We start from the raw sequence: 14,491 nt of genomic DNA, 5'->3' as shown, positions 1-14,491 counted from the left end.
CGACGGTGGCGATTCACCCCGGAACCGCGCCGTCCGGGACCACACCGTCCGGGACCGAGCCGTTCGGGGCTGAGCCGCCATGGACCGGGCCGCCATGGACCGAGCCGTTCGGGGCCCTGCTCGCTGGGGCTGAGCCGTTCGGGGGCGGGTCGGCTGGCCCGGGACGACGGGCCCGGTGCAGCCGTACCCGGTGGTCCCGGTGCGACCATGCCCGGCGGCCCCGGTGCAGCCGGACCAGCAGCAGCCGACGCAACGGTCGGTCGGTGGCCAGCAGCACGCCACCGGCCACCGTGGTTGCGGCGGCGCCCAGCACCAGCAGTTCGAGCAGCGGGCCGAGCTGGACGGCGCCGAGCCGGGCGGCCACCGCGGGGACGGCCGCCGCCAGTCCGGCCGCCACGGCCGCCGGCACGGTCGGCAGGACGAAGTCGCGCAGCGACGCGCCGGCCGCGCGCCGTACTGTGACGTGCAGGGCCACGGCGTTGACCGCGAGCTGTAGGAGTACGCCGGCCACCGCCACGCCCGCGGCCTGGGTCGCCGGACGCTCGCCGACCAGCAGGCTGCCCAGGGCGGCGAGCACGCCCGCGCCGAGCAGCCCGCGTACCCAGGTGATGGCGGCGAGCCGGCCCGGTTGGCCGATCGCCTGGAGCGCCGGGCCGAGCAGGACCCCGTACACGTTGACCGCACCGAACAGGCAGAGCAGCCGCAGCGGCAGCGCGGTGCCGGACCACTGCGGGCCGAGGAACCGCACCAGCGGGTCCGCCACGGCGGACAGCACGCCCAGCACCGGCAGTCCGGCGACCGCGCCGAGGTGTTGCAGCCGGGCGAGGTGGCCGGCGAACGCCGTCCGGTCGCGCTGCAACCGAGCCAGCGCGGGCAACGCGACCTGCTGCAACGAGCGTACGGTGATGTCCACGACGACGTCCGGCAGCCGGGCCGCCAGCCGGTAGATGCCGGTGGCGACCGGGCCGAAGACCAGGCCGGTCACGATCAGGTCGATCCGGGAGCTGAGCATCGCGCCGAGGCCGGCGTTCGCGGAGTGCGCCGAGAAGGCCCACAACTCCCGCAGCGCACCGAACCTCGGCCGCCCACCCGGCCGCCACGGACAGACCAGCCACAGTACGACGAGGCTGATGAACGCGCTGGACACCTGCTGGCCCACCAGCGCCCACACCCCGGCGCCGGTCAGCGCCAGCACCAGCCCGAGTATCCCGCTGAGCAGCGCGGCGAGCAGGGTACGGATGGCCACCGCCCGGAACTGCAACTCGCGGCGCAGCAACGCCTCGGGCACGATCGACAGTCCCTGGAGCAGCACCATCGGGGCGAGCGCGATGGTGACCCCGGTCAGCCCCGGTTCCCGGTTGACCATCGCCCACAGGGGGGCGATGGCGACGGTGAGCAGGGTGAGCCCCGCCCCGGAGACGGCGAGGACCACGAACGCCGCGTCCAGATGTGCGGCCGTGAGCTTTTCGCGTTGCACGATGGCGGCCGTCAGGCCCTGCTGGAGCACCGTCTGCACGATCAGGACGAGCACGGTCCCCATCGCCACGATGCCGAACTCGGCCGGCCCGAGCAGCTTGGCCAGGAGGAACGTGACCAGCACCGACGAGCCGAACCGGCCGACGGTGAGCAGATAGGACCAGCCGATCGCCGAGCGGACCCGGGCGGCGTGCCCGGCCGGCCCACCGGCTTCCGGACCGGCCCCGCCGGTCGGGCCGGTGCTGCCCCCGGCCCCGCCGGTCGGGCCGGTGCTGCCGGCCGGACCGGGCCTCGGGTCGGTGGCGCCGGTGACCGCCCCCGTCATGTCGCACCGCTGCTGGTCAGGGCGGCCGGCTGCGGCCGGAGTCGCCGTCGCCAGTCGCCCACCCGGACGCGCGCCCGGCGTAGTTGCCAGGCGGCGAGGAAGGCGGTCGCGCAGCCGAGCCGGTTGGGCAGTGGCGGGTCCCCGCTGGCCAACGCGCGGGTGGTCTCGGTGCGCATCCGGCGACGGGGCGACTCGACCGCGTCGGCCGGCCGGCCCGGGGCGAACCAGGCCACCCCGGCGCTCACGGAACCGCCGGCCTGCCGGGTCGAGGCGCGGTGCAGCCGGCGCAGGAACAGCCGCTCGGGCACCTCGTGGATCTCGCCGAGCCGGGCGAGTTCGGCGACGAGCGTGTAGTCCGACCCGAGGTACGGGCGGATCAGCCCGGTCCGGCGCAGCGCGGCGAGCCGGACGACCCCGAAGTGCGCGTGGCACAGGTTGACCCGGTCGGCGACCAGCGCCACCCGGCGCCACGGCCGGGGATCCCGCAGGTCCAGGCCATCGTCGTACGGACCGAGAGTGGCGCCCTCGTCGTCGATGAGGATCGTGCGGGGATAGGCCAGCACGGTGCCCGGCCCGGCCTGGTCCAGTTCGGTCACACAGGCCCGCAGCAGGCGCGGGAGGCACAGGTCGTCGTACGCGGCCCATTTGAACAGCTCACCCCGGGCCAACTGCACCACCCGGGCGTAGTTGACGTGCCCGCCCAGGTTGCGGGGGCTGCGGTGCAGCCGGATCCGCCGGTCGGCGGTCGCGTAGCGGTGGCAGATGTCCCAGGTGCCGTCCGTGGAGGCGTTGTCGCTGATGATCAGCTCGAAGTCGGGATAGTCCTGCGCGAGCAGGGCGTCGAGGCATGCCGGCAGGTACCGTTCGGCGTTGAACAGCGGCATTCCGAGACTCACCCGGGGAAACCCGGTCATCGCTCTCCCTCCTGCTCCGGCAACCGGCCGAGCCGACCGCCGGGCGACCAACACCGCCCGTCAGGCGACCAACAGTTCGGCGTCCACGCCGAGCCCGCGTAGCGCGGCGGCGATCTCGTCCCGGTAGGCCGGGTTGGTGATGATCACCGCTCGCGGGGCGAGGTCGGCCAGCGACCGGGGCGGCTCGACCCGGTGCCCGGTCACCGGCAGGTACCGGCCCCACTTGCGTGGATTCACGTCCACCACGGCGGCCAGTCGCCGGTCCGGGTCGGCGAGGTGCAGGAACTGCACGCCCCGGGAACCGGCGCCCCACAGCACCGGCCGGGCGCCCGCCGCGGTCAGCCGGACGAGGGTCGCCCGCCACCGCCGCCGCTCGGCCGCGTGCCGCTCGGCGAAACCGGCCACCGCCACGAGCTGGCGGTCCCGGTCGGCCAGGCCGGGCAGCCGGGGTACGACGGCAGGAGCCGGCGCGTTCGCGGAGATCTCCACGAACCGGAACATCCCGTCGAACAGTGGACCGGTGGCCACCACCCGCCAGCCGGCCCGTCGGACCAACCGGCACAACGAATGACCCGAGAAGTACGACACGTGCGGATAGATGACCTCCCACCCGGCGGTCGCCAGGTCGTACTCGGCGTCCGGCACCTCCAGGTAGCCGTACACCGGTCGGGCCCCGGCCGACTTCCGCAGCCGGACCAGGAAGCCGTACGGGTCGTCCAGGTGCTCCAGCCAGTGCCGGGAGGTGACCATGTCGTACCGGGGCAGTTCGCCGGACGCCGGCAGGTGGCCCCGGTGCAGCACCGCACCGGACGGGTCGGGTCCCTCCGGACCGGCGTACATCGCGTCGTAGCCGATGCCCCGGCAGCGGGCGGTCCGGCACAGCTCGCGGAGGAACTCGCCCTGCCCGCAGCCGACGTCCAGCACGGTGCCGCCGGCCAGCGGGTACCGCCCGGTCAGGTGCTCCACCAACCACGAGGTGAACGACTGGAAGGCGGGGGAGTGGTGCAGGTTGGTGTCCATCCCGGTGTCGTAGCGCAGCGCGGCCGGGTCGAAGGCGATGTTCCGGACGTACCCGCAGTCGGGGCAGACGGCCAGCGACACCTGGCCGAGTGGGGAGGCCAGCGCGGCGGACCGGTCGGCCCAGTGGACGCCGCACTCCACGGGTACCCGGCCCAGGTCGGCGAACGGCGCCAGCGGACCGCCGCCGCAGGCGACGCAGCTCGGGCCGGGTCGGGACAGTTCCTCGGGTACGGCACCGGGCCGGGCCGCCCGGTGCCGCACCCCGGCTGGGGCGGCGCCGTCCGCCCCGGTCATCGAGATCCGCTCCACCGCAGGTCGGCGCCGAGCCGGCCGGCCGCGCGCAGCGTCCGGATCCGGGGTAGCCGCTGGTGGCGGTCCCGCAGGTCGTCGAGCCTGAGCCCATACCGCCGGTACGCCTCGACCAGCTCCTCGATGCCCTTGCGCACCGTCCACCGGGGCTGGAACGCGGGGACCTCGGCGGCGATCCGCGAACAGTCGACCCGGTAGTCCCGGGCGTCGGTGCCGGCGCCGGCCGCGTAGGTCACCCGAGCACCGTCGACCACCTCGGCGACCAGCTCCGCGACGTCCCGGATGAGGTGGTTCTCGCCGTTGGCCCCGACGTTGTAGGCGCGGCCGTGTACCACCTCCCGGGGCGCCTCCAGCAGGGCGAGCACGGCCTGCCCGATGTCCTCGGCGTGGACCAGCGGTCGCCAGGCCGAGCCGTCGGAGAGCAACCGCACCTCCCCGGTGAGCAGCGCGTGCCCGACCAGGTCGTTCAGCACCAGATCACCGCGCAACCGGGGTGAGAAGCCGTACGCCGTGGCGTTGCGGGCGAAGACCGGCGAGAAGTCGTCGTCGGCGAGCCCGGCCAGGTCACGCTCGGCCGCCACCTTCGTCTCGCCGTAGACCGTGAGCGGCGCGAACGGCGCGTCCTCGGTGAGCGGCCGGTCACCAGCACCCGCGCCGTAGAGGCTGCACGACGAGGCGAAGATGAACCGGGACACTCCGGCCGTCTTCGCGGCGCGGGCCAGTCGCCCGGTGGCCAGCTGGTTGATCTCGACGGTCAGCGCGGGGTCGAGGTTGCCGACCGGATCGTTGCACAGGGCGGCCAGGTGGACGACCGCGTCGAAGCCCGCGCACTGCTCCGGGCCGACGTCCCGCAGGTCCATCCGGCGACCGGGCACCTCCGGTGGCGGCGGACCGAGCAGGCAGTCGGCGTACAGGTCGGTGTCGAGCCCGGCCACCTCGTGCCCGGCTGTGGTCAGCAGCGGCGTCAGCACGCTGCCCAGATATCCGTGGTGTCCGGTCACCAGCACGCGCACGGCGGTCTCCCGTCCTCGATGGAGGGCAAGCGAGGGGGAGTCTATGAGTAATGGCATGACTACCTGGCGTGACAGTCGGATTCTGGACTGAACCGTCGTACCGCCATATGTCGTGATTAGCGTGGCCGGGTCGGGTGGACCGGATCGTCATGTTTGGTGGGGGTGAGGGGCATGGCCAAGGCCATCTGCCGGCTCTGCGGGGCCGCGTTGACCGAGACCTTCGTCGACCTGGGCATGTCCCCGCTGTGCGAGAGCTACCTCCCGGTCGACCGGCTGGACATCGCCGAGACGTTCTATCCGCTGCACGTGCGGATCTGCCCGGAGTGCCTGCTGGTGCAGCTACCGGCGTACGTGTCGGGCGAGGCGATCTTCAGCCACTACGCGTACTTCTCGTCGTACTCACAGTCCTGGGTCGCGCACGCCGGCCGCTTCGCCGAGACCATGGTGGCGGCGCTCGGCCTCGACCGGCACAGCCTGGTGACCGAGGTGGCCAGCAACGACGGCTACCTGCTGCGGCACTTCGCCGACCGGGGCGTCCCGGTGCTCGGCATCGAGCCCGCCGCGAACGTGGCCGCGGTGGCCCGGCAGCACGGCATCCGTACCAAGGTCCGGTTCCTCGGCCCGGAGACCGGCGCCGACCTGGCCGCCACCCACGGCCGGGCGGATCTGGTGGTGGCCAACAACGTCTACGCGCACGTGCCCGACCTGGTGGGTTTCACCGAGGGGCTGGCCGCGCTGGTCAAGCGGACCGGCCTGGTCACCCTGGAGTTCCCGCACCTGCTCCGGCTGATCGAACGGCGACAGTACGACACGATCTACCACGAGCACTACCAGTACCTGTCGCTGCTCACCGCGCAGCGGGCGCTGGCCACCGGCGGCCTGGCCGTGGTGGACGTCGAGGAGCTGACCACGCACGGCGGCTCGCTGCGGGTACACGCCCGGCCGGTCCCGGGGCACAGCCGGAGCCGGGATTTGGCGGAGGCGAGCACCCGCCCGGTTTCCCCGTCGGGGCACAGCCGGAGCCGGGGTTTGGCGGAGGCGAGCACCGGCCCGGTTTCCTGGCCGGCCGGCGAGCCGTCGGCGAGCGTCAAGGCGGTGCTGGACGCCGAGGCCCGGGCCGGCCTGCACAGCCTGGACGGATACCGGGGCTTCGCGAACGCCGTCTTCGGGGTCAAGCGGGACCTGGTCGAGTTCCTGCACGACGCCCGCGCCCGGGGTCGGCGGGTGGTCGGCTACGGCGCGCCGGGCAAGGGGAACACCCTGCTCAACCACTGCGGGATCCGATCCGACCTGCTGGAGTACACCGTCGACCGCAGCCCGCACAAGCAGGGCCGGTTCCTGCCCGGTACGCACATCCCGATCCATCCGCCCGAGCGGATCGCCGCCGACCGGCCGGACTACGTGCTCGTACTGCCGTGGAACCTGCGGACCGAGTTGTCCCGGCAGCTCGCGTACGTGCGTGACTGGGGTGGCCGGCTGGTGTTCCCGATCCCGCACCTGGCGGTGGTCTGATGAAAGTGGTGCTCTTCTGCGGCGGGCTGGGCATGCGGATGCGCGAGGACGCCGCCTCGGCGCCCAAACCGATGGCGATGATCGGCGACCGGCCCCTGCTGTGGCACGTGATGCGCTACTACGCCCACTTCGGGCACATGGACTTCGTCCTCTGCCTCGGCTACGGCGCTGCGGCCGTCAAGGACTACTTCCTGCGGTACGACGAGACGCTGTCCAACGATTTCACGCTGGCCCGGGGCGGCCGGGACCTGCGGCTGTTCTCGACCGACATCACCGACTGGAACATCACCTTCATCGACACGGGGCTCACCGCGACCATCGGGGAACGGCTGATGCGGGTCCGGCGGTACGTCGAGGACGAGGAGGTGTTCCTGGCCAACTACGCGGACACCCTGACCGACGCGCCGCTGCCGACCATGATCGAGCGGTTCGTCACCGCCCCGGCCACGGCCAGCGTCCTCGCCGTACCGGTGCAGTCCACCCATCACGTACTGGACATCTCGGACACCGACCGGGTGAACCGGGTCCGGCCGATCCGCGAGCTGATGCAGTGGGAGAACGGCGGCTACTTCATTCTCCGGCCGGAGATCTTCGGCGCGCTGCGCGCCGGCGAGGACCTGGTGCCGCAGGCCTTCGACCGGCTGCTGCCGGCCGGCCGGTTGATGGCCCAGCGGCACACCGGGTTCTGGCGGGCGGCCGACACCTTCAAGGACCGGGCCGAACTGGAGGAGCTGTACCGGTCCGCCCGCTGTCCGTGGATGCTCTGGGACCCGAGCCGGACCCGTCCGGTCCCGGCCGTGCTGGCGGGCTGAATGCCGACCCTCCGGCTGACCGGGCTGCGGGCCGTGACGCTGCTCGGCGCGCACCCGGACGACATCGAGATCGGTGCCGGCGGCCTGCTGCTGGCCCTGGCCGGCCTGCCGGACCTGCGGGTCCACTACGTCCTGCTCACCGGCACGCCCGACCGGCACGCCGAGGCCCGCGCGGCGGCCGAGGCGTTCCTGCCGGCGGCCCGGCTCAGTTTCGCGCTGCACACGCTGCCCGACGGCCGGGTGCCGGGCCGGTGGACGTCGGCCAAGGAGATCGTCGAGGAGGCCGCCGGTGCGCTGGACGCCGAACTGGTCGTCGCGCCGGGTCACGACGACGCCCACCAGGACCATCGGGCGCTCGCCCGGCTCGTGGCCACGTCCTTCCGGCGGTCACCGGCGTTGCACTATGAGATCCCGAAGTGGGACGGCGACCTGGGGCGGCGCAACATCTACCTGCCCCTGTCCGAGGAACACCTCCGGCGGAAGGTGGAGTTGTTGAACGCGTGCTACCCGTCCCAAAAGGACCGGGACTGGTGGGACGAGGAGGTCTTCCTCGGCCTGGCCCGCCTGCGCGGCGTGGAGTGCCGGTCCCGGTACGCGGAGGCGTACCGGTGCGAGAAGATGGTGATCGAGCCGTGACGGGTCAACGGTGGCACGAGCGGGACGCCCGGCCCACCGACCCGCTCCGCGCCTGCCTGTTCGGGGTCAGCAACGCGCAGGCCAACCTGGGTATCGGCGCGCTGCGCGCGGCCACCCTGGGCACCCTGCTCGCCCACGAACCCGGGGCGCGGGTGACGGTCTTCGACGACGGCTGGGGGGAACGCCCCGGTCAGGCGTACGTGGCGGGCCGGCTGGTGCCGGTCCGGCTGGTCGGCGCCCGCCACTCCCGCCGCTATCACCGCCCCGAGTCGTTCGTCAACATGCGGGTCAGCGCCGCACTCGGTGGCCTCGGCAACGGCGGGCTGGCGGCGATCGACGCGGCACACGTCGTGCTGGACGTCAGCGGCGGGGACAGCTTCAGCGACATCTACGGCCAGCGACGGTTCCGGATGGTGGCCTGGCCCAAGCGGCTCGCCCTGCTCCGCCGCCGGCCGCTGGTGCTGCTCCCGCAGACGTACGGGCCGTTCCACGCGCCCCGGCTGCGCGCCATGGCGACGGCACTGGTGCGGGGCGCCACGATGGCCTGGGCACGGGACCCGGAGAGCTTCGCCGCGCTCGGTGACCTGCTCGGCGACGACCTCGACCCGGCCCGGCACCGCGAGGGGGTGGATCTGGCGTTCGCTCTCGAACCCCACGAACCGACCGGCCCGGCCCACGACACCATGGCGGCCTGGTTCGCCGCGGCACCGGGACCGGTGATCGGGCTCAACGTGAGCGGCCTGCTGGCCCGGCCGGAGAGCGTCGTGCAGTTCCGGCTGCGCGCCGACTGCGTCCGGGTGGCCCGGTTGCTGGCCGAGCGGGTGCTCGCCGAGCCCGACACCCGGGTGCTGCTGGTGCCGCACGTGCGGACACCGGGCAAGGTGGACGACGACACCGTGGTCAGCGAGCGGCTGTACCGGCAGCTTGTCCAGCGGTACGGCGACCGGGTCGCCCTCGTGCCGCCGGGGCTGGACGCCCACCAGATCAAGTGGGTGATCGCCCGGACCGACTGGTTCTGCGGGATGCGGATGCACGCCACCATCGCGGCGCTCTCCTCCGGGGTACCGACCGCGGTGGTGGCGTACAGCGGCAAGGCGAGTGGGGTCTTCGCCGCCGCGGGCCAGCGACGCCATGTCGCCGACGCCCGCGAGCACGGCGACGAGGAACTGCTCGGCCAGCTCCATGACTCGTGGCGCCAGCGTCGCGCCACGGCGGGCGAGATCGCCGAGCGGGTTCCCGGGCTGGTCGCCCGTGCCGGCGAGCAGATGGAGGCGATCCTCGCCCTGGTCCGCGCCGAGCGGCCGGGCGCCGATCAACCGGTCACCGACCGGGCGGACCTCGAACTGACGATCCCGGATCGGTCGGGCCTTGACCGGTCGGGCCGGGAGGCGCGGGTGGGTGACCGGCTGGGCCCGGAGCAACCGGACCGGAGCGGCGGTGACCGGCCATTGCCGGGCCAGGCCGGCAGCGAGCCATTGCCGGGCCAGGCCGGCAGCGAGCCATCGCCGGGCCAGCCCGGCAGCGAGCCATTGCCGGACCTGCCGGGCGGCGAGCCATTGCCGGGTCGGTCCGGCGGTGACCCATCGCCGGGCCTGTCCGGCGGTGACCGACCGGTGCCGGACCTGCCCGGCCCTCCGGCCGCGCGGCGACCCGGCAACCGGCCCCGGGCCGGAGCCGGTTGATGCGGGTCCCACGGCCCCGGCCGGGCGACGCGGCCCGGCGCCGGGCACCCCGCCGGCCGGACACCGCGTACGACGTCGCCGCCGCGCAGCTCTGTACCGGCTGCGGCGTCTGCGCCTACCTGGCACCCGACGAGATCCGGATGGTGGACGTCCTGCACCACGGCCGCCGGCCGCTGCCGCTGCGCCCGGTGACCCACGGCGCGGGCGGGCCCGGCGGCTCGGGTGCGTCGGCGGCGGTGGGTTGCTGTCCGGGCGTTCGGCTCGGCCACGACAGCGCCCGGCCGGAGCCGGGGGAGGACCCCGGACTACGCGCCGACTGGGGACCGGTGCGCCGGATCTGGGAGGGATACGCCGCCGACCCGGAGATCCGGCTCGCCGGCTCCAGCGGTGGGGTGGCCACCGCGCTGGCGGCGTACTGCCTGGAGGGCGCCGGCATGGCCGGGGTGCTGCACGTCGGCGCGCGGGCCGAGGTGCCGTACCTGAACGAGACCCGGCTGTCCCGGGACCGCACCGAGTTGCTGCGCGCGGCCGGCTCCCGGTACGCGCCGGCCAGCCCGTGCGACCGGCTCGACCTGGTGGAGACGGCCGGCGGGCCGTGCGTGTTCATCGGCAAGCCTTGTGACGTGGCGGCGGTCCGGATGGCCCGCCGGGTGCGGCCGGCCCTGGACGCGGCGTTGGGGTTGACGGTGGCGGTGTTCTGCGCCGGTACGCCGACCACCGCCGGCACGTTGGAGATGCTGCGCCGGCTGGGCGTCACCGAACCGGACCGGTTGGCCTCGGTGCGCTACCGGGGCAACGGTTGGCCCGGCCGGGCCGCCGCGCGGCTGCTGGACGACCCGCCCGGCACCGAGCGGACGCTCAGCTATGAGGAGTCCTGGGGCGACATCCTGCAACGGCACCGGCAGTGGCGCTGCTACCTGTGCCCCGACCACACGGGTGAGTTCGCCGACGTTTCGGTGGGCGACCCGTGGTACCGGCCGACCGGCGACGATCCGGGCCGATCCCTGGTGCTGGCCCGTACCGAGCGTGGAGTCCGGCTGGTGGAGGCGGCGGTCGCGGCCGGCGCGCTGGTCCTGGTGCCGGCGCCGGCCCGGATCCTGGCGGCCTCGCAGCCCAACCTGTTGCGGGGCCGGGGATCGGTCTGGGGGCGGTTGGTCACGCTCCGGGCGGCCGGACTGATGACGCCGAGCCTCCGGCACCTGCCGATGGCCGGCCTGTGGTGGCGCCTGCTGACCGTGCGGCAGAAGCTCCAGTCCACGGTGGGCACGCTGCGCCGGATCCGGCGGCGGCGCCTGCGCGAAGCGGTCGAACTGACGCCGTACCAACCGTCGGACCGACGAATGATCGCGCCGGACCGGCGGTCAACGGATGACCGGTAGGCCGGTGTCGAACCACAGGTTGGTGGCCTTCTCCCAGATGATGCCGAGTTGGTCGGGTCGGCCGATGATGCCGTACCGGTAGTTGCGGCCGTACTTGTTCTTGGTGAACTGGATGTTGGTGCCGACCAGGTCGGTCCGGACACCGATCGAGTAGTTGCCGCCGTCGCAGTAGTTGTCGGTGAAGAGCAGGTTGTTCACCGACGGCGCGGTGGTGGAGCCGACCATCAGGCAGGCGTTGAACGGATCGTTCAGGGCGAGGTTGTACGGCTCGATCCGGTTGTGCTGCACGGTGATGTTCGTGCCGCCGGTGGTTTGCAGGGTGTCGTTGTGGGTCCCCGGCAGTCGCGCCAGATTGTGCAGGTACGAGTTGAGCACCTTGGTGTTGCTGCCCAGTCGCGCCCCGTCGATGGTGTTGTAGATGTTGACCCGGTCGAGGGTGAAGTCGCTGCAACACACCGCCGTCGCGGTCAGGCTACTACCGTTGATCTCCACGTCCTGTAGGAGCACCTTGGTGGCGCCGGTCATCACCCGGACCGCGAAGGTGGTGCTGTTGCAGGTGATCCGCGACTTGGTGATCTGCACGCCGGTGGCGTACACGTTGACGCAGCCGGTGAGGTTGAGGCCGGTCACGATCTGGTTGGCGGTGCGCAGGTTGAGGGTCCCGGACGTGTTCCGCAGCACCGTACCGATCGGGACGCCGGTGTTGGTCGGGCCGGGCCAGTAGCCGATCGGGGTCGGCGGGATCGGACCGGGGGTCAGGGCCGGCGCGACAACGCCCCCGCCGTCGGACGTCAGGCTCCCCATCGGGCTGGGCGTCGCGGCGAGCACGCCGCCCAGCGGCGGGGCCTGGAGTGGGCCGCCGGTGAGCAGGTACGCGCCGCTCACCGCGAGCGCCAGGCAGAGGCCGACCACGGCCCCGGCCAGTACTGGTTGGTACGACCGACGGGTCAGTAACCTCGACCGACGGTCATCATCCCGGGTTGCGGGGTGGATGGTGGACATGGCGTCCCCCTGCCAAACACTCGATGCCGGTGTGCCCGCTCCCTCCCCACGGATCCGACCGGTGCGGTACGTGGGGCCCTTCGCTGTCCGACGGACTGCGATGCTACCTGCGAGTATTACAGTCCGTTATTCTGTGGCCGCAATATTCGATCAGACAGATTGCGGACAGCTCGGTGCGTCGGCCGGTGGGACGGCCCGATCCCGCTGTCGACCGTGGGGTTACGCGCCGACCGGGTCAGCGGTCGGCACTGCGGGTCGACGGGGTCAGCGGTTCCGGCGTCGGGAGTCGACGGCCATCCGCTTGTGCTTGTGGCCCCGCTCGTCCGTCGTCGCCCGGCTCGACTTCTGCACCTCGGCCCGGCCGGTGACCTTGGCGGGCACCGGCTCACCGTCGCCGGTCCCGGCCGGCGCACCCACCATCTCACCAGCGTCGGCCGCCCCCGCCTCGTCGGGATCGACGGCGCCGGGGTCCGCCGATCCGTCGACCGCGGCCGCCATCACGTTGGCCCCGTCCTTCGGCCCGTCGGTCCTGGCCGGCACGTTGGCCCCGGCCGTACCGTCCGGGTCGTCGTCGCTGATCGCCCCCGGGCCCTTGCCGTTCGGTGTCGCCGCGACCGGCGCCGGCTCGGCCGGGTCGGTGTCGCGGGCGGTCACCGGCGCCGGCTCGGCCGTCGTGGTCACCGCCTCGGCGGCCGCGACCTCAGCGGCCTCGCTGGCGACAACCTCGGTGGCGTCGCTGACCACGGCCTCGGCGGCGTCGGCCATGGCGGCGTCGCTGGTCACCGTCTCGGCGGCGTCGCTGGCCACGGCCTCGGCTGCGGCGGTCACCCGCTGGACGTCGGCGCCCGCCTCCGCGACGTGCCGCTGCGCGGCCTCGGCGGACCGCTGGGTCTCGCCCAACCGCTCACGCTCGGTCGCCAACTGCTGCTGGATCTCCGTCAACTGGCGCTGGAGCGTGTCGGACTCCTGCCGGGACGTCCAGGTGGCCTGCCGCAGGTCGGCGAGCTGCTGCTGCGCCTGGGCGATCTCCAGCATGACCTCGGCGAGCTGCTGTCGGCCGGTCACCGCCTCCTGCTGGGTGGCCGCCAGGTGCTGCTGGGTGGTGGCGAGGTGCTGCTGCGCCGTCGCGGCGTACTCCTCGAACTGCCGCTTCGACTGCGTGACGTGCTCGTCGGCCTCCCGGCGGACCCGCTCGGCGTAGGTGTCGGCCTGCTCCCGGGCGGTCGTCGCGTCCCGGTCGGCCTCCTCCCGCAGCCGGGTGGTCTCCTCCGCCACGGTCCGACCGGTCTCGGCGGCGTGCTCGTCGGCCTCCCGGCGGACCTGCTCGGCGTAGGCGTCGGCCTTCTTGCGGATCTTGCCGGCCGCCTGCTCCGCCTCGGTCCGCTGCTCGGCGTACTGCTGTTCCAGCCCGGCCCGCCACTGGGCGAACTCGCCCTCGACGGCGGCCCGCTTGGCCATCATCTCGCGATCCGCGACGGCCAGCCGGTTGGCGATGTCCTGCTCGGTGGCGGCCCACCGCTGGGCCATCTCCTGCTCGGTCGCGGTCTTGCGCTGCACGACCTCCCGCTCGACCCGCTCACGGAAGACCCGCAACTCCCGCTGGACCTGATCCCGGGTCTGCGTGACGTACTCGTCGATCTCGGTGCGCTGCTGCTGGACGTAGCTCTCCGTCTCGGACCGCTGCTCGGCCACCCACTGCGCGGTCTCGGCCCGCAACCGCTTGACGTACTCGTCGATCTCGGTGCGTTGCTGCTGGACGTAGCTCTCGGTCTCGACCCGCTTGCGCTGGTTCGCCTCGGCGGTCCGCTCGGTGAGGTCGCGGGCATCCTGCTGGGCCTTGGCCAGCGCGGCCTCACCCGCGCTCCGCAACTGGTTGGCCTCGTCGGCCGCCGCGTTGACGGCGGCGTCGGCCTCGTCGAGCCGGGCCGCGGCGGCCCGGTCCTCGTCCGCGCGGCGGGCGGCCAGCGCCAGCTCGAAGTCGCGCAGGGCGGCCTCGGCGTGTTCCCGGGCCTCGGTCAGGACCCGTTCGGCCTCCGCGCGACGATTGTCGATCTCGCCCTGCGCCGCCGCGACGATGGCCTCGGCCTGCTCCTCGGCGATGGCGAGCATCTGTTCGACCCGGGGACCGAGGTGCCGGAACGAGGCGCGGTCCACCATGCCGACCTGGCGGCGCACGGCGGCCAGGTCCCGCTGCAACTGTTCGATCTGCCCGGCCATCGTGTTGACCTGCGTGTACGCCTGTTCGCGTTCGGTCGCGAGCGTGGCGATCTCGTGCTCCGCGCGAGCAACGTAGCGGTCCACCTGCCGTTTGTCATAGCCCCGGAAGGCGGGCTCGAAGCTTGGCTCCGTGGTGACTTCCCCGCCAAGGGCGAACAGTTCCTCGCCGTGCGACATGCCCCCCATCCTCACAC

At 73.3% G+C, this 14,491-nt stretch carries 11 protein-coding genes; 5 read left to right on the top strand and 6 right to left on the bottom strand.

Annotated features, from left to right (window positions below; translation table 11 throughout):
• Positions 1 to 13 precede the first annotated feature (13 nt).
• The 4 genes from ACXN5W_RS12970 to ACXN5W_RS12955 are packed head-to-tail and all read right to left on the bottom strand — an operon-like array spanning position 14 to position 5,057.
• The gene (locus ACXN5W_RS12970; protein ID WP_473158484.1) at positions 14 to 1,801 is read right to left on the bottom strand and encodes a lipopolysaccharide biosynthesis protein; all 1,788 of its coding nucleotides are present in this window, start codon (positions 1,799 to 1,801) and stop codon (positions 14 to 16) included.
• Positions 1,798 to 2,715 carry a glycosyltransferase family 2 protein gene (locus ACXN5W_RS12965; RefSeq protein WP_473158483.1) on the bottom strand — a complete coding sequence of 306 codons (918 nt, stop codon included), beginning with the start codon at positions 2,713 to 2,715 and terminating at the stop codon, positions 1,798 to 1,800. The genes ACXN5W_RS12970 and ACXN5W_RS12965 overlap by 4 nt, the downstream gene beginning before the upstream one ends.
• A gap of 60 nt (positions 2,716 to 2,775) precedes the next feature.
• Positions 2,776 to 4,029, bottom strand: coding sequence for a class I SAM-dependent methyltransferase (locus ACXN5W_RS12960; protein WP_473158482.1), 1,254 nt, complete (start codon positions 4,027 to 4,029; stop codon positions 2,776 to 2,778).
• Positions 4,026 to 5,057: an NAD-dependent epimerase/dehydratase family protein gene (locus ACXN5W_RS12955; RefSeq protein WP_473158481.1), complete on the bottom strand. Its 1,032-nt coding sequence runs from the start codon at positions 5,055 to 5,057 to the stop codon at positions 4,026 to 4,028. Before ACXN5W_RS12955 ends, ACXN5W_RS12960 begins: the two co-directional genes overlap by 4 nt.
• A 171-nt stretch (positions 5,058 to 5,228) precedes the next feature.
• Here ACXN5W_RS12955 and ACXN5W_RS12950 point away from each other — a divergent pair, with 171 nt between their 5' ends.
• The 5 genes from ACXN5W_RS12950 to ACXN5W_RS12930 are packed head-to-tail and all read left to right on the top strand — an operon-like array spanning position 5,229 to position 11,078.
• The gene (locus tag ACXN5W_RS12950; protein WP_473158480.1) at positions 5,229 to 6,569 is read left to right on the top strand and encodes a methyltransferase domain-containing protein; all 1,341 of its coding nucleotides are present in this window, start codon (positions 5,229 to 5,231) and stop codon (positions 6,567 to 6,569) included.
• Positions 6,569 to 7,381, top strand: coding sequence for a glycosyltransferase family protein (locus tag ACXN5W_RS12945; protein ID WP_473158479.1), 813 nt, complete (start codon positions 6,569 to 6,571; stop codon positions 7,379 to 7,381). The genes ACXN5W_RS12950 and ACXN5W_RS12945 overlap by 1 nt, the downstream gene beginning before the upstream one ends.
• Positions 7,382 to 8,017, top strand: coding sequence for a PIG-L deacetylase family protein (locus ACXN5W_RS12940; RefSeq protein ID WP_473158478.1), 636 nt, complete (start codon positions 7,382 to 7,384; stop codon positions 8,015 to 8,017). It abuts the gene before it with no gap.
• On the top strand, positions 8,014 to 9,699 hold the full coding sequence (locus tag ACXN5W_RS12935) for a polysaccharide pyruvyl transferase family protein (RefSeq protein ID WP_473158477.1): 1,686 nt from the start codon (positions 8,014 to 8,016) through the stop codon (positions 9,697 to 9,699). The genes ACXN5W_RS12940 and ACXN5W_RS12935 overlap by 4 nt, the downstream gene beginning before the upstream one ends.
• Positions 9,699 to 11,078, top strand: coding sequence for a Coenzyme F420 hydrogenase/dehydrogenase, beta subunit C-terminal domain (locus ACXN5W_RS12930; protein ID WP_473158476.1), 1,380 nt, complete (start codon positions 9,699 to 9,701; stop codon positions 11,076 to 11,078). The genes ACXN5W_RS12935 and ACXN5W_RS12930 overlap by 1 nt, the downstream gene beginning before the upstream one ends.
• Here the strand turns inward: ACXN5W_RS12930 and ACXN5W_RS12925 are convergent.
• Positions 11,061 to 12,080 carry a hypothetical protein gene (locus ACXN5W_RS12925; protein WP_473158475.1) on the bottom strand — a complete coding sequence of 340 codons (1,020 nt, stop codon included), beginning with the start codon at positions 12,078 to 12,080 and terminating at the stop codon, positions 11,061 to 11,063. The two genes, ACXN5W_RS12930 and ACXN5W_RS12925, sit on opposite strands and share 18 nt — an antisense overlap.
• Positions 12,081 to 12,344: 264 nt before the next feature.
• Positions 12,345 to 14,474: a coiled-coil domain-containing protein gene (locus ACXN5W_RS12920; RefSeq protein WP_473158474.1), complete on the bottom strand. Its 2,130-nt coding sequence runs from the start codon at positions 14,472 to 14,474 to the stop codon at positions 12,345 to 12,347.
• Positions 14,475 to 14,491 lie beyond the last annotated feature (17 nt).

This window comes from Plantactinospora sp. A48 (assembly GCF_055793945.1).
The sequence above is the reverse complement of the archived record's forward strand: the minus strand, read 5'-3'. Positions and strand labels throughout refer to the sequence as shown.